Consider the following 20,881-nt stretch of genomic DNA (forward strand, 5'->3'; position numbering starts at 1 on the left):
TTTGGCCACCCTTCCCCGTCCTTGTGCGGGGGGAACCCCCCCCCCCCCCCCCCCCACCCCCCCCCCCCCCCCCCCCCCCCCCGGCCCCCGCCGGGGGGCGACGGGTTCACCAGGCGTTCGGCGACGAGGGAGGCCGCTCATGGCCAGTGCGTTTCAGGAGCGCAAGCTCCGGGGGGTGTTCGCGGCGTTCGACGCGGACGGGGACGGCTACCTGCGCGAGGAGGACTTCCGGTCGCTCGTCGCCCGGTGGAGCCTCCTGCCGCGCGTGGGGGCCGGTACGGATCTGCGCGCACGGGTGGAGGCCCTGCTGATGGGGTGGTGGGCGGCGCTGCTGGAAGCCGGGGACGCGAACGGCGACGGCTCGGTCGACATGGCCGAGCTGCTGTCCCTCGTGGACCGGTTGCCCGCCATGGTGGCCGACGTCACCGCGACCGCGCACACGGTCTTCGACGCGGTGGACACGAACGGCGACGGCCGCATCTCCCCGGAGGAGCACCACCGGCTCGTCGAGACGTGGAACGGCCGCCCCGTCGACGTGCGGGGCGTCTTCGAGCGGCTCGACCCGAACGGCGGCGGGCACCTCGACCGCACGGAGTTCGCCACGCTGTGGCAGCAGTTCTGGATGAGTGACGATCCGGCGGAGCCGGGCAACTGGCTGTGCGGCCGGATCCCCGAACGGTGAGGTCCGCCGTCGCCGATGCTCCGTCAACTACCTGTCCTTGCAAGGGAGTTCGGCCGCCCGGTGCGACCGGTCCGGTCCGGGCTCAGGAGTCCTCCTCCTCGACCTTGAAGGTGTGGAACCCGCGACGGTGGTAGTTGGGCAACGCCCTCGCGTTGTCCGCGGAGGAGGTGTGCAGCCACACCCTGCGCACCCCCGGGACCAGGTCCCACCCCTGTCGGATCGCGAGGGTCAGCGCGTGACCGCCGAGGCCCCTGCCGGTGAATTCCGGCAGCAACCCGAACGTCCTGATCTCCACGTCGCCGTCCGGGTGGACGTCGTAGCAGACCGCGCCGGCCGGCTCGTCCGCCAAGGTCAGCAGCCAACACGTGCGGTGCGGGTGCTCGGCGAACCACGTCCGCCACTCCTGCGGGCCGCGTCGGGCGCTGCGCCACTGGTACGGCGCTCCGATCCTGGCCATCACGTCGGAGACCGGCGACAGGTCCCCCTCGACGGCGATCAGGGCCATGTCCGGGACCGGTGCGCCGGGAACGAGCCGGCTCCGGTCGGTCATCTCCACATACGTCACGGTCTTCTTCACCCGAGGCAGGCTACGTTCCCGCACACATGCGTGTGGGCCGCCGCAGGAGTGCGACGAAGTTTACGGGGAAGGAACTGCGGGTGTCCGATGGCGCATAGCATCTGGCAGCAACACCGTGAGGTACGAGGAGAGTGAGCCGCAATGGCCAACGAGCCCGACAGCACGCCCATCCACAACGTGTACGCGCAGCGGTTCGCCGCAGATCTCGAAGTCAACCGCAAGGAACAGGAAGCCATCACCGCGCAGCTCACGGATCTCGGGGCGCGCTTGGCGCAGTTGAAGTCCGACGAGGGCTGGCTCTCCGGGGTGCAGGGCACACTGCCCGCGACCCCGGTGGCACCGGTACCGACACCCGTGACACCGGACGCCGACGCCAGGGCCGTTCCGCGGCCCCGGGCGGCGAAGAAGGCCACCGCGGGAACGGCGGGCACGGCGAGCACGGCGCGCACCAAGACGGCACGGCCCCGGAAGACCGCGGCCAAGGCCCCCGCCCCGGCCAAGGCCCCGGTGGTGGCTGACGCCCCCGCCGTCACGGAGACCGCCGCGCCCGCGAAGACCGCCGCTCCGGCCAAGGCCGCGGCGCGCAAGGCGGCCCCGCGCAAGGCGCCCGCACGCAAGACCGCGGCGCCCACTACGAAGGCGGCGAAGGCGGGCGCCGAGAAGGAGCCCGCGACGGTCGCGTCGACCGGCACCACGGAGCCCCCGCGACGCGAACTCGTCCTGGCCCTCCTCGTCAGCGCCGCGGAACCCCGCATGGTCAGCGAGGTCGCCAGCGAATTGGCGCAGGCACACCCCGAACGCCCCGCCTCCACCCAGGTGGTGCGCAACACCCTGGAGCTCCTCGCCAAGAAGGGGCTCATCGAGAAGGAGAACAAGCAAGGTTCGGTCATGTACTCCGCTCCCCTGCCCGGGGCGCCGGAGCAGCCGTCCGCGACGGCCGGGACGACCGGTGCGGCCGATGAGACCGTCACCGCCCCCACCCCCGCTCCCGTAGAGGTCTGATCCGACGGCGCCCGCCGCTCCCCGGCGACCTCGACGGTCGTCCGGGGCGCGCGGGGCGGCCGTCCGGGGAGCGGTGGTGGGTTACGCCGCCGGCGGCAGCCGCAGCGCCAGGCCGTCGAGGACGACCTCCAACCCGTAGGCGAACTTGACCTCGCGGATCTCGGCGGGGTCGACGCCCTCGACCGGGGCGTAGGCCTCGGTGAGGTGCTCCTGGTCCGCCACGGCCTCCCGCGCGGCGGGCATGAGGCGGGCGACGAACGCGGCTTCGGTCTCGCCCGAGCGCGCGACGGTGGTCAACCAGGCCGCCTCGGTGGTGCTCATGCCGATGACGTAGCCCAGGACCGTGTCGATCGCACGGCTCGGCTCCGGGAATCCGGCGGCGGCGAAGAGCGCCGCCAGCCGGTCGGAGAAGGACATGAGGTTCGGGCCCAGGTAGGCGAGGCCCGCCTGGCCGAGGACCGAGGCCAACCACGGGTGGTCCAGGGCCGTACCGCGGAAGGACAGGGCGGCCTCGCTGACGGCCGTGCGCCAATCCTCCCGCGCGCGCTGCGGTGACGGGACGAGGATCTCGGCGCATACCTCGTCCACGGCCAGCTCCATCAACTCCTCCTTGGTCGCGACGTGCCGGTACAAGGAGGTCGCGCCCGCCTTCAGCCGGGCGCCGAGCTTGCGCATGCTGAGCGCGTCGATGCCCTCGGCGTCCAGCATGAGCACCGCCTCGCGGACGATCGCGGCCCGGCTCAGCGCCGGTTGCTGTACCTCGCGCCGCTGACGGGCCCACACGGACGGGATCGGGTTCGCGTCGCTCTTCGCGGTCATGAGGACTCCCTTTCTGCGCACATCGTTCGCATTCAGCGTACACATCTCGGTTCTTGCGCACACTGTTCCGCGCTGCGTACAGTGTGCGCATCGAAGGAACGGTGTACTCAGCCCGGAAGGACGTCCCATGGAAACCCGCAACCCACGTCGTTGGTGGATCCTCATCGTGCTCTGCCTCAGCACGCTGGTCCTGGTCGTCGACAGCATGGCCCTGACCGTCGCGGTGCCGTCGATGACCGCCGACATCGGTGCGAGTGCCCAGGACACGCAGTGGATACTCGACTCCTACATCCTGGTCTTCGCCGGCCTGTTGCTCACCGCCGGAAGCCTCGGCGACCGGTTCGGCCGCCGGAAGGTCATGGTCATCGGCCTGCTGCTCTTCGGGGTGGCGTCGCTGGCCGCGACCTACTGCACCAACCCGGGCGAGGTCATCGCCGCACGCACCGCGATGGGCGTCGGTGGCGCGCTGATCATGCCCTCGACCCTGTCGATCCTCATCACCGTCTTCGACGAGGAGGAACGCGGCAGGGCGATGGCCGCCTGGGGCGCGGTGTCCATGCTCGGCCTGGTCGGCAGCCCCGTGCTCGGCGGCGTCCTGATCGACCACTTCTCGTGGCACTCGATCTTCTTCATCAACGTCCCGGTCGTCGCCCTGGCCCTCCTCGCCGCCTTCACCCTCATGCCGGAGTCCAAGGGGCCGTGGCAGAAGCCCGATCCGCTGGGCGCGGTGCTGTCGGCGGTCGGCATGACCGCCCTGATCTGGTGGATCATCGAGATCCCGCAGCACGGTGCCTTCGACGGCCGCTCCGCCGTCACCCTGGGCGTCGCGGTCGTCGCCCTGGCCGGGTTCGTGGTCTGGGAGCAGGTCACCCCCTCGCCGATGGTGCCGCTGGCGCTCTTCAAGCACCGCAACTTCAGCGGTGGTTCGCTCTCGCTGACCCTCGTGCAGATCGGCAACGGCGGTCTGCTGCTGGTCCTCACCCAGTACCTCCAGTTCGTCCTCGGCTACTCGCCCGTCAAGGCCGGACTCGCGTTCGTACCGCTCGCCGTCGCCGCGCTCATCGGCAACGGCGCCGGGGCCGGGCTCGCCGCGAAGGTGGGCAACCGCCTTCTGGTGCTGACCGGCATGGTCCTCATGGCCGCCGCCTTCGGCCTGCTGGCCACCGTGTCGGCCACCACGGGCTTCACCGTCCCGGCCGTCTCCCTCGGCCTGCTCGGTCTCGGCGCGGGTCTGGCGATGCCCGCCGCGGTCGGGGCCCTCATGGGGACCATCCCGCAGGACAAGGCCGGCGTCGGCTCCGCCCTCAACGACACCATCCAGCAGGCCGGTACGGCCCTCGGCATCGCCATCCTCGGTTCGCTCCTGACCAGCGGCTTCACCCGGCAGATGCCGGCGGACGCCCCCGAGGCGGCCAAGCACTCGATCGGCGGCGCGCTGGCGGTGGCCGGGGGCGACGGCGGCCTGGTCCGGGCGGCCCGGGAGGCCTTCACCGCCTCGATGTCGACCACCTTCACCATCAGCGCGATCGGCGTCCTCGCCGCTGCCGTCCTCGCCGGCGTCGTCATGCGGGACGTCCGGCCGCAGCCCGGCGCGGCCCGTACCGAGGAGGCCGAGCTCGTCGCCTGATCCGCCGCCCGGAAGGCACGGCGGCCGGTGCCCCGACGGGCACCGGCCGCCGTGCGTCACGGGGCCTCAGGCGTCCAGGGTCAGGTCGCTCGCGGGGACGGACCGGCAGGTGAGGCAGTCGTCCTCGGGGAGGTCCTCGGACGGCGTGACGAGGTGGGTGACCGCGCCCTTGAGGACCGATGTCACGCAGCTCTCGCACTGGCCCGCACGACAGCCGCTGGCCATCTTCACCCCGACCTTCTCACCGAGGGCCAGCAGCGTTCCGTCCTTCTTGGTCCAGGTGACGTCCTTGCCGGAGCGGCCGAAGCGGACGGTGAAGGAGGCGTCGTCGGGGACGTTCACCTCGCGGACGGCGGGGCGGAACCGCTCGCTGAAGACCTCGAAGCGGGGAACCCCCCGCTGCCCCAGTGCCCCGGTGAGGGCGTCCGTCATCGCGGCGGGACCACAGAGGTAGAAACGGGCCCGCCCTTCGAGGAGCGCGGGGTCGATGTGGTCGGCGGTGATGTGGCCGGCGACCGTGTGGTCCGCGCCCGGTCGGTCCTGCGCGAGGGGCCGGGCGTAGTGCGTGACCACGCGCAACACCGGTATCGCCGCCTGGAGTTCGCGCAGCCGCGCACGGTACGGGTGATCGGCGGAGTTGGCCACGCCGTAGTGGAGGACGACCTCGGGGACGGTGCCGCCGGTGGCGGCGAGGGTTTCGAGGTAGCTCATGAAGGGCGTGATGCCGATGCCGCCGGCGAGGAGGACGACCGGGTGCCGGGTGTGGGTGGGGATCGCGAACACACCGGCGGGGGTGGCCAGGTGGAGCCGGTCCCCCACCTCCAGCTCCCGGTGGACGTAGCCGGAGAAGCTGCCGTCGGGGACGTGCCGGATGCCCAGGTGGTAGGCCGTACGGCCGGCCTGGACCGCGGGGCCGGTGAGGGAGTACGAGCGTGCGCCGCGCTCCTGCGCGAGGACCCCGGCGGCGTCCTCGGCGCGGACCGTGAGGTGCTGGCCCGGTCGGTAGTCGGGCAGGGCTCCGCCGTCGACCGGCGCGAGTTCCAGGGTGCGCACGCCCGTCCCCTCCGCGCCGATCGCGGTGACGGTGAAGGGACGGGTGCCGGACCAGCTGGGGTCGCTGCCCGCGGGCAGCGCCCGGATCTCGCACACCGACGAGCGCAGGGGGACACCACCGCTGAGGGGGTCGGTGACGCTGTGGTCGATGAGGCCGTTGATGTTGCTGCCCGTCGCGGCCAGCGGATCGGGGCCGGGGAGCGCGAGGTCGGGCGCGGCCTGCCACCAGCCGTACTCGGCGACGACGACCCCCGGGTGCAGGGACGCGTCGAAGCGTGCCCGCAGGCGGATGCTGCCGCGGGCGGTGGCCAGTTCGACCCACTGGCCCTCCCCGATGCCGCGGGCCTCGGCGGCCCGCGGGCTCATGTCGACCATCGGCTCCGGGGAGCGGCGGCGCAGGGAGGTGATCGAGCGCTGCTGGCTGTGGACGAAGTAGCCGCTCTTCGCGCTGGTCAGGACGAGGGGGAAGGCCCGGCTGGTCGGCGCCGGGTCGACGTGTACGGGGACGGGCGGGTAGCCGTGGGCGGCGAGGCGCCCGGAGTACAGCTCGACCCTGCGGGTGGGGGTGTCGAAGCCCCGGACCGTGCCGTCGGGGCGGGGGCGGGCGTACCGGTGGTGGGTGGCGGGCTGCTCCACGCGGATGCCGCCGGGCCGGGCGCGCAGCTCCCCGGTGGTCAGGCCGAGGGGCCGGAGCTGGTGGTTCCAGGCGGCTTCGATGTCGCCGTCGAAGAACAGCCCGCCCAGGCCCAGGCGGCCGGCGAGGTCGAAGACGATCTCCTGGTCGGACCGGGACGCGCCCTGGGGCTCGACCATCCGCTGCCGCAACTGGACGTGCTCCTGGGCGCGTTGGTCGATGTCGAAGCCGAAGCGCAGGGCCTCGTGCTCCCAGGCGCTGTTGACCGGCAGGACGATGTCGGCGGTGCTGCTCGTGGGGGTGTGGAACAGGTCGGCGTGGACCTGGAACTCCAGCTCGCGCAGCGCTTCGGCGGTCAGGTCGGAGCCGGGCTGGCTCATGACCAGGTTGGAGCCGAAGCCGATCACCGCCCGGATCCGGTAGGGCTCGCCGGTCAGGATCGCGGTGCGCAGGTCGCCCGCGTTGATCCAGCCGGAGGCGGGCGGTCCGAGCGGGTGCTTGTCGATGCCGAGCGCCTTGGCGCGCTGCTCCGGGCCGAGCTGCCCGGGGTGGGTGGCCGGGGCGTACCGGGGGAAGGCGACCTGCCGGTTGCCCCCGGGTGCGTCGAAGGATCCGGTCAGGGCGAAGAGGGTGGCCAGGGCGCGCTCGATCTGGCTGGCGTTCGCGTGCTGCGCGACGCCCGTCCAGCCGTAGTACGCGACGGTGCCGGCCTCGATGACCATGTCGGCCAGCGCGCGCACCTCGCGCTCGGGGATCCAGGTGGTCCTGGCCACCCGGTCCAGCGGCCACTCGGCGCACGCGTCCGCGTACAGCTGGAAGGCGGGCGTGCAGCTGACCGGTCCGTCGGTGGTCTCGATGCGGTGGCTGCCCCGGAGGGCGAAGCGCTCGGGGCGGTCGGCCGCGCGGGCGGTGTCGTAACCGGCCGGGGCGTCCGCCTCCTGGTCCCAGACGACGAAGCGGTCCGCTCCCGCCTCCCCTTCCGCGACGCCTCCCGTGCCTTCCGTGACGTCGGCGGCCCGCAGGAAGTCATGGGTGTCGGCGCGGACCAGGAGCGGGGCGTTGGTCCAGCTCCGGACGAAGTCCTCGTCGTAGTCGTTCCCTTCGATGAGGAGGTGGGCCAGGCCGAGGGCGAGGGCGGCGTCGGCTCCGGGGCGCATCCGCAACCAGGCGTCCGCCCGGAGGGTGCTGGTGGAGCGGCGCGGGTCGATGACGGCGAGCTTCGCCCCGGCGGCCGTGGCGGCGCCGAGGGCGGCGGACTGCGCCAGCCAGGTCTTGGCCGGGTTGAACCCCCACAGGACGACGAGGTCGGCGGCGGCGTAGTCGGGCGGCGGGAGCGGGGCGCCGAAGGTGAAGAGGTGGGCGCCGTCCCGGTACCAGTTGCAGATCTCGGTGCTGTAGACGGTGTTCGGGGACCCGAAGGAGCGGACGAGGCGCTCCAGCCACTCGATGGAGTCCGAGATCGCCGAGGCGCTGGGCGAGGCGACGGCGAAGGCGACCGCCTCCGGGCCGCTCTCGTCCGCGATCGTCCGCATCCTGGCGGCGATCTCCGACATGGCCTCGTCCCAGCCGATGGGGACCCAGCCCGGGTCGGGGTCGGACTTCGGGTTGGTGCGGCGCAGCGGCGTCGTCAGCCGGCCGGTGGAGTGGGCGATCTCGGGGGCGGCCCGGCCCTTGGGGCACATGGCGGCGCCGGTGGGATGGTCGGGATCCGGGCGCACACCGGTGAGACGGCCGTTCTCGACCGTGTACAGCGCACCGCACTTCGACTTGCACAGGGTGCAGAAGCCCCGCTTCTCCTCGGTCATCCGACGGCCGTCCCTTCGTCTCGGTGCTCCTTTCAGTGGACACCCCGAGAGGGGCTCGCGGACGCTGCCGACGGTCACCGGGGACGGTGCCGAAGGTCCCGCGCCGGTCAGCGGACGGCGGGGCGGACGGGGTCCTCGGGCCTGCTGCCGCACCAGGGCGACGAAGGGGCGGTCGGGGAGGCGAGTTCCGGCCGATCCGCACCGAAATGGCCGTGCGGCGTCCGGTGTGCGTTCACCTCCCGCTCACCTCATGGTTCAATGACATGTGAAATATCACATGTCATAGCCCGGAGCGAAAGCGCCGGGTGTGACCCATATCCGTGCCCCGTGTCCGTACCCCTTGCGAGGAGAACGTTCCGATGAATCGCTTAGCCCTGCTCCTGGCCGGTTCCGCAGTCCTGGCCGTTGCCACCATCACCCCCGCGAGCGCCGCGACCCGCTCGGCCGACGTGGTCGACACCGTGACCTCGTGCGGGAACTCGGGCCTCCAGTCGGGCCTGTCCACCCGGGTGTGCGCCGAAGTCACCGGCACCACCGTCGAGTTCTACGGCACCGTCGGCCTCGCCGGCCCGCCCTCCCCGGGCGGCCCCGGCCCCGCCCCGAAGGAGCTGATCACGACCCTGACCACCGAGGTCGTCGGCAGCGGCGCGGCGCCCACCACCCAGACCCGGCAGGTCCTCTTCACCTCCGCGAACCTCCAGGTGCGCGGCGCCGCCGCCACCGTCCCGTGCGGGTCGACCGTCCGCGGCACCTTCGCCGTGGCCTCCTACCCCTGGGCCCCGCGTCCGGTGGTCCACGAGGTCGTCGTCCCCTGCTGATCGGGGCTCCGCGTCCGCACCCGCTCCGCGACGCGACCGCGGAGCGGGTGCGCCGGAACGTGCCTACGCTGGAGGGGGCGGGCGCGCAGAGGTGAATGAGGTGCGGCCATGACAACGAGGCGCGGGACGCACGCGCGGCACACCGGGCACACCGCGGGGCGGCACGCGCGGCGGCGCGTGCCGGTGAGCGCCGGAGCACCCGCCGTCGCCGCGGCCGCCGCCGCCCTCCTGCTGTCCGGGTACGTCGTTCCCGCCGCGGCGACGCCCCTCGCCCCGGCGGGAGCCCTCGCCGCCCCGTCCGACGGGTCCTGCCGGACCTCTCCGCCGGACAGCTTCTGGCGGGCGCCCGTGGACGGGCTCCCCGTCCACCCGCGCTCCGCCCGTTACGTCGCCTCCATCGGCGCGACGGCTCCCCTGCACCCGGACTTCGGCTCGGGGCTCACCGGGGGCCGGCCCTTCGGCATACCCGTCACCGTCGCGGACACCACGGTGCCCGAGTCGAAGGTCTCGCTGGACTACGCCGAGGAGAGCGACGCGTCCGGCTACCGGATCCCCCGGGACGCCCGGATCGAGAACGGTCCGGCGAGCGACGGGGACCGGCACATCGTCGTCTGGGACCGCGCCCTGTGCAGGTCCTACGAGCTGTGGGACGCGCACCCGCGGGGCGGGAACGCCTGGCACGCCGGCTCGGGCGCGGTCTTCGACCTGCGGAGCAACGACCTGCGCCCCGACGGCTGGACGTCGGCCGATGCCGCCGGACTGGCCGTCCTGCCCGGCCTGGTGCGCTACGACGAGGCGGCGGCCGGCGCCGTCGACCACGCGATCCGGATGACCGTCCCCCGCTCGGACCGGAGCTACGTCTGGCCCGCCCGGCACCAGGCGGGCTCCGCCGCGGACGCCTCGCTGCCTCCGATGGGGCTGCGGTTGCGCCTCAGGTCCTCGGTGGACACCTCGCGGCTGCCCCCGCAGGCCGAGGCGGTGGCCGAGGCGCTCAAGACGTACGGCGCCATCGTCGCGGACAACGGCTCGGCCTGGTACCTCTCGGGCGACGAGGACCCCCGCTGGGACAATGCCCAACTCGACGCCCTCAAGGGCTTCAAGGGCTCGGACTTCGAAGCCGTCGACGCGTCCGCGCTCCGGCGGTCCCCCGACTCCGGGGCCGTGGCACCGCGGTAGCCGGCCCGGCGCGCGTCGAGGGCTCCGGGTCCGTCCCGCGTCAGCGCATCTTCAGCGGGTGCTCGGGGGCGAGGGCGTCGGAGATGCGTTCGGCGATGGTCTGGGCCGAGTTCCCCTCGGGGCTCTTGGGGCCCTTCGTCACGGTGACGGAGACCGACAGCTTCTGCGCTGGCAGGTACGCCTGGATGGCCGCGTAACCGGAGAAGGAGGGGTTGGTCAGGATCCAGTCGTTCACCACGATCAGGCCCAGGCCGAAGTGGTGGGCCGCCGTGTTGGTCAGCAGGCAGACGGTCTTCGGGCACGTGGACGTCGCGTGGCCGAGGCCGAGGGTGCCCGGGTCGAGCTGGGTCTTGAAGGACTGCGCGGAGAGCAGCTTCCCGGTCCCGATGCCCCGCGCGGAGCGGTCGAGGTCGCAGATGTTCTGGACGAGCACCGCACCGCGCGCGGTGGTCCACGACGGGTTCCAGAAGGTGGACTCCTCGTAGGTGCCGCGCTCCGAGGTGAAGGCGTGCAGCACGGGTTCCGGTATCTGCGGGGTGCTCTGGTTGGTGGTCCCGGTCAGCCCGAGCGGGACCATCACCTGCTCCGCCAGCAGCCGGTCGAGCGGGACGCCGCCGATCTTCTCCAGCGCGGCGCCGAGGATCGCGAAGTTGGCGTGCGAATAGCTCCAGTTGGTCCCCGGCTCGTACAGCAGCGGTTTGCCCGTCGCGATGGCGATGACCTCGGCCGGGGTCCACGCGCGAAACGGCGCGGCCTCCAGCGCGGCGAGGAAGGTGGGGTCCGTGACGTAGTCGTGCAGTCCCGACGTCGAATCGGCGAGCATCCGCAGGGTGATCCGCGAGCCGTGCGGGACGTCCGGCAGCCACCGGGACACCGGGTCGTCGAGCGAGGCCCTGCCCTGTTCGACGAGCCGCAACAACGCGGTGCCCATGTACACGATGGCCACGGATCCGGTCCGGAAGTGCATCGAGGGCTCGGCCGCAACGCCCGTCATCGACTCGCCGAGGGCCGTGGTGAGCACCTCCCGATCGCCGGCGGAGACGCGCAGGACGACCGCGTTCAGGCCGAGCTCCCGCCGCGCCTGCTGCGCGATGGCGAGGACCTTGGCGGCGTCGCCGCGGGCCGGTCCCGGCGAGCTGACGCAGCTCTCCGGTTCGGCCGCGGCGGCTACGGCGGTTGCGGCTCCCGCGGGGACTGCGGCCGGCAGGGCGGCGCCCAGGACGCCGGCGATGCACACCATGACCGTACGAGTACGCCTCATCCGTCCAGTATGGGCAGGCCCGGGGACCGCCGCACGCGGACGTGACGGTGCGCACCACCGCCGCCCGGAGCGCAACCAACGCCCCCGCGCGCGCGTCGCACCACACATGGAACGTGCATGGTTCTTCTCGCTCATCCCGCTGGTGCTCGGCGCGGCCTTCCTCGCCGTCGGCGCGTACGGGCTGCGCCGCACCGCCGCGCTGCGGCGCACCGGTGTCACCGCCAGGGCCCACATCGTCCGGCACGCGGTCAGGCGGGGCGAGGAGGGGGCCACGTACCACTTCCCCGTCGCGGCCTGGACGACCGCGGACGGGCGCGCCTGTGAGTACGAGTCGAGGTTCGGGCGCGGTTCCGTCGGACCCGGCGCCGGGGTGGGCGCCACCGTCCTGGTGCGCTACGACCCGCGGGACCCGAGCCGGTTCACGATCCAGGGGTGGGAGGGGAAGGGAGTCGACCTCCTGTTCACCGTGCTGGGCGCGCTGCTCACCGCGGGGACCCTCGCCGTGGTGCTCGTCCGGCTGTTCACCCTGCCCGGCTGAATCGGCCGCGGCCGCGCCGCTATTGGGCCCAGGGCGGCGTGATGGTGCCGCCGTCGGCCAGCTCGGCGGTGAGGCCCACCCGGGTGGTGACCCACATGTGGGCGCTCTCCTCGGTGGTGTTGGCGACGCCCAGTTCGGAGCCGGCCGGGGCCACCGCCGCGTCGCCGGCCCGGAGTTCGGCGCTCTCGCCGTCGATGGTGAGGCGCAGGCGCCCCGACAGAACGTAGAAGGTCTCCTCGGCGCTGATCGTGTGGCGCGGACCCACCATCGCGGGCGGAACTTCGACGCGCCAGGCGGCGAGGTCCTCGCTCCCGGTGTCGGTGCGGACGTAGGAGACGAAACGACCGCCGTGGATCTCGTGCACCACGGCCTCGTCACGGTGGATGAACGGCATTGCGACCTCCATGTGGACAAGTAGCTTGTCCATTTAGACAAGCAGCTTGCCGAGTTATAGTCAAGGCCATGGATGACGCCCTGGCCTTCTCCGCCCTCGTACTCACGCTCTCCGGACACCTGGTGCAGGAGATCCACACCCGCGTGGCCCAGCAGGGTTTCGAGGACCTGCGCCCGGCACACGGCTTCGCCTTCGCCCGCATCTCCGCGGGCGGCGCCACCACGGCCGACCTGGCCGAGCACCTGGGGGTGACCAAACAGGCCGCCGCCCAACTGGTCGAGGAGCTGGTCCGCAAGGGGTACGTGGAGCGGCATCCGCACCCGCACGACGCCCGCGCCCGCCTCCTGGCGCTGACCGGGACCGGCCTGGCCGCCACCCGCGCCGCCGACGCGGCGGCCGGGGCCGTGGTGGCACCGTGGCGGGAGTCCCTGGGCGAGGAGCGCTTCGGCGCCCTGGTCGCCGACCTGGCCCGGCTCACCCCGCCGGGTCCCCTGCGCCCCGCCTGGTGAGCCGTCACCGCCGGGTCCGGTGAGCCTCGCCGACCGCGGAGCTGAGGCTTCGCCCCATGAACCGACGGGGGCCGGGGTGCCCTGGCACGTGCTGGAAGGGGTGCCGGCCGGTCGGGCTGAGGTGCCGCGGCTGCTGCGGAGGTTGGTCACCCCCGGCCGACGGCGCGAGGCGTGGGCCCGGCTGGAGGAGCGCCTGGGCCGGCGGACCGACGACCCGCTCTTCGCCCACGCGGCCGCCCGGCTCTTCGAGTTGCTCCCGGACCTCGACGATCGCCGCCTGGTCCGCGTGCTCGACTTCCTCGCCCGGCGCGGTCACGGCGCCTGCCGCAGCTCGGCCGGCGTGCACTACATGACCTTCACGGTGTTCGCGAACGGCGGGCGCCACGTGCTCCCCCTGGTCGCGCACCGGTCGGCGCGGGTGCGGGCGGGGGCGGCCCACGTCCTGCGCACCATCCGCTGCGCGGACCCCGCCGCTCCGGGTGCGCTGCGCCGGCAGGCCGCCGTGGAGGGCGACCCGACGGCGCTGGCGTCCCAGTTGCTCGCGGTGGGCGTCCTGTCGAGCCCGTCGCCGGCGCCGGCCGGGGCCGCGGCTGGCTCGACCTCGACCGAGACCGAGACCGAGACCGAGACCGAAGCGTGGCTCCGGCCGTGGCTGGAGCACCACCAGCCCCTGGTGCGGCTCGCGGCGGCGCAGAGCACCCTGACCGCGGGCGCGCCCGGCGGGGCTCCGGGAACGGGCGGCGCGGTGGCCCGTACCCTCATCGAGATCGGGACGGGCGCGCTGCCGGACGTGCCGTGGTGGCCCGCCGGGTACGCGCCGGCCGAACGCTTCGGTCGGCTGCTCGCGCCGTATCCACCGCAGGCCGCGACACTGGTGCGGGCCCTGGCGCGGCAGCCCGGGCGGGAACCCCGCAGGGCGGCCGTCATGGCGGCCGGTGCGCGGCTGCGGTACTGGCGGGACCCGGCGCCGGAGCTGTGGGAGGCCGTCACCGCGGCGCTGGACGAGCCGGAAGCGGCGACCGCGGCCCTCGACGTCTTCCTGCGGGGCGGCGGGGCCGCGGCGCCCTACGCCGACCGGCTGGTCCGCTACGTCGAGCGGAGTTGGCTCTGCGGCCCCCGCACCTACGACGTCGACACCGCGATCCGCGCGCTGGTCGCCCTGGGCGACGACCGGGCGCTTCCTTGGTACGCCGATGTCCAGGGGAACCGCTTCCTGGAGGTCGACTCCGTCCCCGAGCGGTGGGCTCCGCGGCTGCTGCCGGTCCTGCGCCGACAGCTCGCCGCCGGTTCGCGGGCCCGTGACGTGCCCGAGATCCTACGGACCCTCGCCCGCTGGGGTCCCGCCGCGGCGGCCGCCGTGCCCGAGCTCACCGGGCTGCTGGACACCTGCCACGCCCGGCCGGCCGCCGAGACCTTGGGCCGGATCGGACCGGCGGCCGGTGGCACGGCCGGAGTGCTCGCGGCCCTCGCGACCACCGCGCACACCCCGTGGGCGGGGCCCCTGTGGCGGGGCGCGCAGAGCGCCGCGTGGGCGCACTGGCGCGTCACGGGCGATCCGGAGCTGGCCCTGCGGGTGTGCGGCGCGGCGGTACGGGTCGGCCCCGGCCGACCGGTGCTGCGCCACCTGGCCGACCTGGGGCCGCTGGCCACGGCGTACGCCGACGCGGTACCGCCCCTGATGGCCTGTCCCGGCGAGTGGAGCCGGGTCGGCGCGGCCGAGGCGTGGTGGCGGATCACCGGTGCCGCGACCCGCGCCGTCGAGGTCCTGCTGCCGGAGCTGGCACCGCTGGCGGAGCACGAGGTCACCCCGCTCGCCCTGCGGACGGTGGCGGCGCTCGGCGCCATCGGGCGCCCCGCCTCGGCCGCCCTGCCGGCGCTGCTCGCGGTGACCTCCTCACCCCGCCGCTACGGGGGCGACGTCCCGCGCGACGAGGAACTGACCCGCACCGCACACGCGGCCCTGGCGGGCATCGACCGGGGCACCGGTCTGCTCTAGTGGTGCCAGGCCCGGCCGCCCACGTTGTGGATGAACCGCTGGAGCACCTTGAGCGTGGTCCGGTACTCCTCGTCCGAGATCCCCTCGTGGCGCTCGGTCCACAGCTCGCCCTGCAGGGCGGCGGCCCGGTCGAAGAAGGTCCGGCCCCGCGGCGTCAGCCCGAGGACACCTGCGGAGTCCTGCGTGACCCACCCCCGGGCGATGGTCGTGTCGATCTCTTCGGACACGGCCTCCGCGCCGACGGTGAGGTAGCCCCGCAGGGTCTCGATGACCTCCGTACGGCTCTTCGCCGTCTCGGCGCCGGCCACTTGGGCCAGCACCCACCACTGCGGCTGCGTGGTGCCGAGCTGCGCCAGTGCGCCCCGGGTGCGGGTGACGACCGCGTCGTAGGCGGCCCAGCTCCAGTAGCCGATGGGCTGCTTGACCAGTTCGGCATCGTCGTGCGAGTACTCCATGACGGAACTCCGTTCGCGCTGCAAGATCGCTTGATACCGGAACCCTAGGAACTCAACCGCGGTTGAGGTCCAGCCCTCCTCCCGACGGGTTCCCGACGCCCGCGGGTGAGGACGCCCCGCCGGGCGGGGCCATAGCCAGCCGCTGGTCACTGACCGTTACCGACGGAACACCAGGCCACACGCGCCCCTCAGGGCTTCTGCACCCGCCCCTCGGGGAGCTCCGGCAGCTGCGCGCCGCTACGGGCCGCCCGTCGCCCCCGAGGACCCCCCGGCGACACTCCTCGACAGAAGCCTCGGGTTGACTGAATGTTCAGTCAGTGCCAGAGTGACAGCCCGTGGTCGCATCACTCTCCGTACCGAGCGGCCGTTGTGGCGCGGAGCGCGCACCCTTGTCCGTAGAGACCGGTTTGTCCGCCTACGACGTACCACGCTCCCGCCCAGGCCGGATGCACCTGCCGCCAGCCCACGATCGGAGTCCCCCGTGCCCTTCCCGCCCCCCACCCGACGGACCGTCCTTCGCACCCTCTCCGGAATCGGCGCCGTCGTGCTGGGCTCCGCGGCCTGTGGGCCCGCCACGACCGGAGCCCGCGCAGAAGCCCTCGCCGCGCCCTCCCTGACCGCCGCGGGCAACGGCAAGCGCCGCATGGGCGCCGAGTGGGAGAGCCACACCCGCACCTTCATGGCCTGGCCGGCGCTCAGCTCGGTCTGGAAGCAGGACCTGCGCTACGTCCGCGAGGACATCGCCCGGATCGCCCGGGCCATCGGCGACTACGAGGCGGTCGTCATGATGGCCCGCCCGGACCAGGTGGACGCCGCCCAGCGCGCCTGCGGTGCCCGGGTCGAGGTCATCCCGCTGCCGGTCGACGACCTGTGGGCGCGCGACACCGTGCCCGTCTTCGTCGAGGAGGGCGGAAAGGTCATCGGCGTCGACTTCAACTTCAACGGCTGGGGCAACAAGCAGGAGCACAAGAACGACGGGGCGGTCGGCCGCGCCGTGCTCCAGAAGTACGGGATCCCCCGGGTCCAGGCCCCCTTCGTCGCCGAGGGCGGCTCCGTCGAGACCGACGGCCAGGGAACCCTGCTGATCACCGAGAGCTCGATCGTCAACGACAACCGCAACTGGGGCAAGAACCGGGACGCCCTGGAAGCGGAGCTCAAGCAGACCCTGGGCGTCGAGAAGGTGGTCTGGCTCGCCGGCGTGCGCGGCGAGGACATCACCGACGCCCACGTGGACAGCCTCGTCCGCTTCACCGAACCGGGCGTGGTGCTGCTGGACCGCGCCCACCCCAGCACCCCGCCGGACTCCTGGTCGCGCTCCGCCGACCAGGCCCGGTCCGTCCTGTCGAAGACGACGGACGCCCGCGGCCGGCGCTTCGAGATCGTCGACCTCCCCCAGCCCGACCTGAACCGGATCAGGGGCGAGGGCGACGACTTCGTCTCCACCTACGCCAACTTCTACGTCGCCAACGACGCCGTCTTCATGCCCAAGTTCGGGGACGCCAAGGCGGACGACCGCGCCCGCGGGATCCTGCGGGAGCACTTCCCCCAGCGGGACGTCGTACCGCTCTCGATCGACACGATCGCCTCGGGCGGCGGCGGCATCCACTGCTCCACCCACGACCAGCCCGGCAAGCCCGCCGCCTGACGGGAGCGGCCGGGTACGGGCCCCCGCGCGCGGGGGCCGTACCGCCCCTCATCCGTCCTCCAACGGATTGAATCTGATCACCCATTAGCCATAAATGATCACGAAAAGTGCCTTGCTGACGCCATTTATGTGAATAGCTGACCGCACCGCTCCACCCCTGGGGAGACGGATCCTCTGAAGGGTGTGCGATGCGACGCGTCTTTGAGAACCGGCCCGGCGGCTCGTACGGACGGAGCCGCACCGCGTTCTGTGCGGTGGCGGCCTGCTGGTTCCTGCCGCTGACGCCCGCGGTCGCGGCGCAGCCGTCCCCGTCGGCGCCGCCGCCGTCCCCCGGCGCGCGGGCGGCGGCCCCCGCCGCCGTGCAGGAAGCGGAGAGCGCCGACATCGCGGTGTCGGGCGCGCTGCGGCCCGGCGCGTCCGGGGCCCGGGAGCAGCGGGAGGGCTCCGCCTCGGCGGTGCGGGAGACCTTCGACTACGTCGTGACGGTGACCAACCGCGGGCCCTCCACCGCCCGCCAGGTCCGCGTCACCGACCGGCTGCCCGCCTCCCTGGAATTCGTCTCCTCCCGCGACGGCTGCACGGCGAGCGGTACGACGGTGGTGTGCGGGCCGTTGGCCACGCTGTCGGTGGGCTCCTCCCACGCCTGGGTGATCACCGTGCGGTTGGCGGCCGACTACCGCGGGGACGGTGCGGACATCGTCAACGAGGCGGTGGTCGACGCGGCGACGTCGGACCCCGACTCCCGCAACAACATGACGTCCCTGACGGGCCTGAACGTGCCGCCCAACACGCGGACCGCGGACCTCTCGCTGCGCAAGACGGCCCAGCTCGCCAAGGGTCGGGAGCACGTGCGGCCCGGGGAGAAGTTCACGTACCTGATCTCGGTGCGCAACCAGGGCCCGGGCACGGCCCGGCAGGTCGTCGTCACCGACCTGTTGCCCTCCTCGCTCACCCTGCTCTCCTCGCCCGACGACTGCGTGAGCGAGCAGGGGCAGGACCGACGGGTGGTGTGCCCACCGCTCGCGCGCCTGGCGGCCGGGGAGACGGCGGAGTTCCGGATCACCGTGCGCGCCGGCGCCACGGACCGGGCCAACCCTCCGGCGAGCATCTGCACGCCCCTCCAGAACGTCGCGCGCGTCACCAGCGCGAGCCTCGATCCCGATCTGTCGGACAACGCCAACGCGCCGGACACCACCGGACCGGGCGGTGGCCGGCTCTGCCTGATCTCCGACGGCGGCAAGGACCACCACGGCGACCACGACGACGACAGCGATGACGACGGCAACGACGACGACGGTGACGGTGACGACGGGCGCGACGACGAGCACGGCGGGCACGAGGACCACGGCGGCCGGGGCGAACACGGCCGCGAGGACCAGCACGGCGGCCGCGGCGACCTGGCCGACTCCGGAGCCGCCGTCCCGCCGTGGCTGCTGTGGGCCTCGACCTCCCTGGTGGCCGGCGGCGCCGCGCTGCGCACGGCCTTCCGCAGGCGGTCCCGGACCTGACGCCGGGCGTGCCCCCTGGCCCGCCCCCGGATCGACGCCCCCCGCGGACCACCGCCGCGCGAGCAGACGAGGAACCCACAGGAATGACAGTGCCCTGGAGTCCGACCCCGAGCCCGGGCCGGCGCGGGACCCGCACCCGGAGCCGACCCGGCCGGTGGCGGCGGGCCGCCGTGCCGGTCCTGTGGGCCGCCGCGCTGCTGGCACCGCTCGCCCCGGCGGCAGCGGCCGCGGCCCCGGTGCCCGGCCCGGACCCGGTCGCCGTGACCCGCGCGCCGGCGGACGGCCGCGGCCCCCGGGCCCTCACCTTCCCCGTCAACGAAACCTTCGACAGCTCCACCAACCTGGGCACCAACAGCGGCAACGCGAGCTATCCGGGCAGCGGTTGGCTGCGCCTGACGCCCGCGAGCAGCTCGCAGTCCGGGACCTGGAAGATGAAGGACTCCTTCTCCTCCAGCCTCGGCATCCTCGCCGAGTTCCGGTACGCCACCTACGGCGGAACGGCCTTCGAGGGCAAGCGGGGTGACGGGTTGTCGTTCTACCTGACCGACGGCGCGGCGTCCGACGGGGTCGGCCCGTCCGGCGGCAGCCTCGGCTACGCCTGCTCGGGCCCGGTGTCGGCCCGGTGCACGACCTCGGGCGTTCCGGGCGCCTACCTCGGCATCGGGCTGGACGAGTTCGGCAACTTCTCCTCGGACGTGGTCGGCAACGGCGGACCGGGCAACCAGGCGAACAAGATCGTGGTGCGCGGCGGCGGCAACGCGTCGACGGGCTACCGCTTCGCCACCGCCGTGGACGGGCCGGGCAAGACCGTGGAGACCGGCAGTCGCGCCAAGGAACGCACGGTGCGCCTCTCCCTGCTGCCCAGCGGTACGAAGATGCTGCTGTCGGTGTGGTCCGACAGCGGCCCCGACACCGCCATGACCCAGCTCATCACCGACTTCGACGTCACGGGGATCACCGGCCAACCGAAGCTGCCCGACACGCTCAAGGTGGGCTTCTCCGGGAGCACCGGCGGCGCGACGAACGTGCACGAGATCGACGACCTCAAGATCAATGTGCCGGCCGACCTCACCCTCGCGAAATCGGGCTCCCCCACGAGCGTGCCGGCGGGCGGCGGGCCGGTCACCTACACCCTCACCGTCTCCAACAGCCAGGCCAACGAGGTCACCGGCGCCGCCGTGCGCGACACGGTGCCCGGGCTGACCGGCGTCACCTGGACCTGCCGCGCCGGCACCGGCGGCACCTGCGGCCGGGCCTCCGGCAGCGGGAACGTCCTCGACACGACGGCCGATTTCAAGCGGGGCGGCTCGGTCACCTACACGATCACCGGCACCGCGCCGGCGCAGCCCGTCACCCTGACCAACACGGCCACCGTGACCGCCCCGGCGGACCGTACGGACACCAATACGGCCGACAACAGCGCCACCGCCCCCGACACGGTGGTGACGGCGCGCGCCGACGTCGCCGCGCTCAAGGAAGGGGTCGGGTCCGGGCCCGTGGCCCCCGGCCAGGAGTTCGACTACAAGATCACCGCGCGCAACCTCGGGCCCTCCGACACGACCTCCGTCAAGGTCGCCGACACGCTGCCGGCGCCGCTGCGGTTCGTCTCCTCGCCCGACGCGTGCACGGCCTCGGGCCAGCAGGTGTCCTGCCCGGTCCGCGCCGCCCTCAATGCCGGGGCGGACGCCTCGTGGACCGTACGCGTCCGGCTGGACGCGGCCTACGCGGGCGACGGCGCGGACCTCGGGAACGTCGCGACGGTCCAGCACGCCGTGACCGACCCGCAGCCGGCGAACAACACGAGTGCGGCCGCCGCCCCGCCCGGCGGAGTGGCGGCGCCCCGGGCGGACCTCTCGCTGACCAAGGCCGCCGAGAGCCGGCCCCCCGTCGCACCCGGCGAGACCTTCACCTACACGGTGACCGTGCGCAACGCGGGACCGTCCGTGGCCCGCCAGGTCTTGGTCACCGACCCGCTGCCCGCGGCGTTCGCCTTCGTCTCCTCGGCCGGGGGCTGCACCGCCGCCGGCCGCGACGTCACCTGCGGCACGGAGGCGACGCTGGCCCCGGGCGGGGTCCGCTCGTGGACCTTCACCGTGCGCCTCGACCCGGCGTACAGCGGTGACGGCACGACGTTGCGCAACACCGCGACCGCCCGGTCGGACACCGCCGATCCGAACCCGCTCGACAACCAGGGCTCCGACGGCGCGCCCGGGGGGCGGGTCCGCGCGCCGAGCGCCGACATCGAGCTGGCCAAACGGGCCGTAGCGGGCTGACCGGGCCCCATCCTGTCGACCCCGCTCCCCCGCCCGCTCCCCCCCTCGACTCCCGTACCGCGCGCAGCGCGCTCCGTACGGTCCCCGTTCCCAGTCCCTCCCCCGCACG

17 protein-coding genes are annotated in these 20,881 nt (G+C 73.6%); 11 read left to right on the plus strand and 6 right to left on the minus strand.

The genetic code is table 11. The features are described 5' to 3' along the window. Nucleotides 1-139: 139 nt before the first annotated feature. Nucleotides 140-682 carry an EF-hand domain-containing protein gene (locus tag ACZ4UB_RS35960; protein WP_468076897.1) on the plus strand — a complete coding sequence of 181 codons (543 nt, stop codon included), beginning with the start codon at nt 140-142 and terminating at the stop codon, nt 680-682. A gap of 82 nt (nt 683-764) precedes the next feature. Here the strand turns inward: ACZ4UB_RS35960 and ACZ4UB_RS35965 are convergent, their stop codons facing one another. Continuing rightward, entirely contained in the window at nt 765-1,259 is a 495-nt protein-coding gene (locus ACZ4UB_RS35965; RefSeq protein ID WP_468076899.1) for a GNAT family N-acetyltransferase, read from the minus strand. A gap of 141 nt (nt 1,260-1,400) precedes the next feature. On the opposite strand from ACZ4UB_RS35965, the gene ACZ4UB_RS35970 reads away from it, so the two are divergent. Beyond that, complete coding sequence (locus tag ACZ4UB_RS35970; protein WP_468076901.1) at nt 1,401-2,261, plus strand: hypothetical protein; 861 nt, start codon at nt 1,401-1,403, stop codon at nt 2,259-2,261. 81 nt (nt 2,262-2,342) lie between these two features. Here ACZ4UB_RS35970 and ACZ4UB_RS35975 read toward each other — a convergent pair whose 3' ends face one another. After that, nucleotides 2,343-3,080, minus strand: coding sequence for a TetR/AcrR family transcriptional regulator (locus tag ACZ4UB_RS35975; protein ID WP_468076903.1), 738 nt, complete (start codon nt 3,078-3,080; stop codon nt 2,343-2,345). Nucleotides 3,081-3,207: 127 nt separating this feature from the next. Between ACZ4UB_RS35975 and ACZ4UB_RS35980 the strand changes: the two genes are divergently transcribed. After that, on the plus strand, nt 3,208-4,707 hold the full coding sequence (locus ACZ4UB_RS35980; RefSeq protein WP_468076905.1) for an MFS transporter: 1,500 nt from the start codon (nt 3,208-3,210) through the stop codon (nt 4,705-4,707). A gap of 66 nt (nt 4,708-4,773) precedes the next feature. Here ACZ4UB_RS35980 and ACZ4UB_RS35985 read toward each other — a convergent pair whose 3' ends face one another. Continuing rightward, the gene (locus ACZ4UB_RS35985) at nt 4,774-8,199 is read right to left on the minus strand and encodes a molybdopterin-dependent oxidoreductase (protein ID WP_468076907.1); all 3,426 of its coding nucleotides are present in this window, start codon (nt 8,197-8,199) and stop codon (nt 4,774-4,776) included. A gap of 359 nt (nt 8,200-8,558) precedes the next feature. Between ACZ4UB_RS35985 and ACZ4UB_RS35990 the strand changes: the two genes are divergently transcribed. After that, nucleotides 8,559-9,017 carry a hypothetical protein gene (locus tag ACZ4UB_RS35990; RefSeq protein ID WP_468076909.1) on the plus strand — a complete coding sequence of 153 codons (459 nt, stop codon included), beginning with the start codon at nt 8,559-8,561 and terminating at the stop codon, nt 9,015-9,017. A gap of 108 nt (nt 9,018-9,125) precedes the next feature. After that, the gene (locus tag ACZ4UB_RS35995) at nt 9,126-10,193 is read left to right on the plus strand and encodes a hypothetical protein (RefSeq protein ID WP_468076911.1); all 1,068 of its coding nucleotides are present in this window, start codon (nt 9,126-9,128) and stop codon (nt 10,191-10,193) included. Between the two features lie 40 nt (nt 10,194-10,233). Here the strand turns inward: ACZ4UB_RS35995 and ACZ4UB_RS36000 are convergent, their stop codons facing one another. Continuing rightward, nucleotides 10,234-11,454, minus strand: coding sequence for a serine hydrolase domain-containing protein (locus tag ACZ4UB_RS36000; protein WP_468076913.1), 1,221 nt, complete (start codon nt 11,452-11,454; stop codon nt 10,234-10,236). 106 nt (nt 11,455-11,560) lie between these two features. On the opposite strand from ACZ4UB_RS36000, the gene ACZ4UB_RS36005 reads away from it, so the two are divergent. Further along, nucleotides 11,561-11,992, plus strand: coding sequence for a DUF3592 domain-containing protein (locus ACZ4UB_RS36005; protein ID WP_468076915.1), 432 nt, complete (start codon nt 11,561-11,563; stop codon nt 11,990-11,992). A 19-nt stretch (nt 11,993-12,011) separates the two neighbouring features. Here the strand turns inward: ACZ4UB_RS36005 and ACZ4UB_RS36010 are convergent, their stop codons facing one another. Beyond that, a complete protein-coding gene (locus ACZ4UB_RS36010; RefSeq protein WP_468076917.1) occupies nt 12,012-12,386 on the minus strand; it encodes a cupin domain-containing protein in 375 nt (124 codons plus the stop codon). Nucleotides 12,387-12,454: 68 nt separating this feature from the next. Here ACZ4UB_RS36010 and ACZ4UB_RS36015 point away from each other — a divergent pair, with 68 nt between their 5' ends. Next, on the plus strand, nt 12,455-12,895 hold the full coding sequence (locus tag ACZ4UB_RS36015; protein WP_468076919.1) for a MarR family winged helix-turn-helix transcriptional regulator: 441 nt from the start codon (nt 12,455-12,457) through the stop codon (nt 12,893-12,895). Nucleotides 12,896-12,971: 76 nt separating this feature from the next. Beyond that, the gene (locus ACZ4UB_RS36020; RefSeq protein WP_468076921.1) at nt 12,972-14,891 is read left to right on the plus strand and encodes a hypothetical protein; all 1,920 of its coding nucleotides are present in this window, start codon (nt 12,972-12,974) and stop codon (nt 14,889-14,891) included. On the opposite strand, the gene ACZ4UB_RS36025 is transcribed toward ACZ4UB_RS36020, so the two are convergent. Beyond that, nucleotides 14,888-15,346, minus strand: coding sequence for a MarR family winged helix-turn-helix transcriptional regulator (locus ACZ4UB_RS36025; protein WP_468076923.1), 459 nt, complete (start codon nt 15,344-15,346; stop codon nt 14,888-14,890). The genes ACZ4UB_RS36020 and ACZ4UB_RS36025 overlap by 4 nt on opposite strands. Nucleotides 15,347-15,827: 481 nt before the next feature. Between ACZ4UB_RS36025 and ACZ4UB_RS36030 the strand changes: the two genes are divergently transcribed. The 3 genes from ACZ4UB_RS36030 to ACZ4UB_RS36040 all read left to right on the plus strand — a co-directional run bounded on the left by ACZ4UB_RS36030 (nt 15,828) and on the right by ACZ4UB_RS36040 (nt 20,772). After that, nucleotides 15,828-16,991 carry an agmatine deiminase family protein gene (locus tag ACZ4UB_RS36030; RefSeq protein WP_468076925.1) on the plus strand — a complete coding sequence of 388 codons (1,164 nt, stop codon included), beginning with the start codon at nt 15,828-15,830 and terminating at the stop codon, nt 16,989-16,991. Nucleotides 16,992-17,179: 188 nt separating this feature from the next. Beyond that, on the plus strand, nt 17,180-18,499 hold the full coding sequence (locus tag ACZ4UB_RS36035; RefSeq protein ID WP_468076927.1) for a hypothetical protein: 1,320 nt from the start codon (nt 17,180-17,182) through the stop codon (nt 18,497-18,499). An 83-nt stretch (nt 18,500-18,582) separates the two neighbouring features. Further along, on the plus strand, nt 18,583-20,772 hold the full coding sequence (locus ACZ4UB_RS36040; protein ID WP_468076929.1) for a hypothetical protein: 2,190 nt from the start codon (nt 18,583-18,585) through the stop codon (nt 20,770-20,772). Nucleotides 20,773-20,881: the final 109 nt, after the last annotated feature.

It is taken from the genome of Streptomyces sp. NPDC028419 (assembly GCF_055565515.1).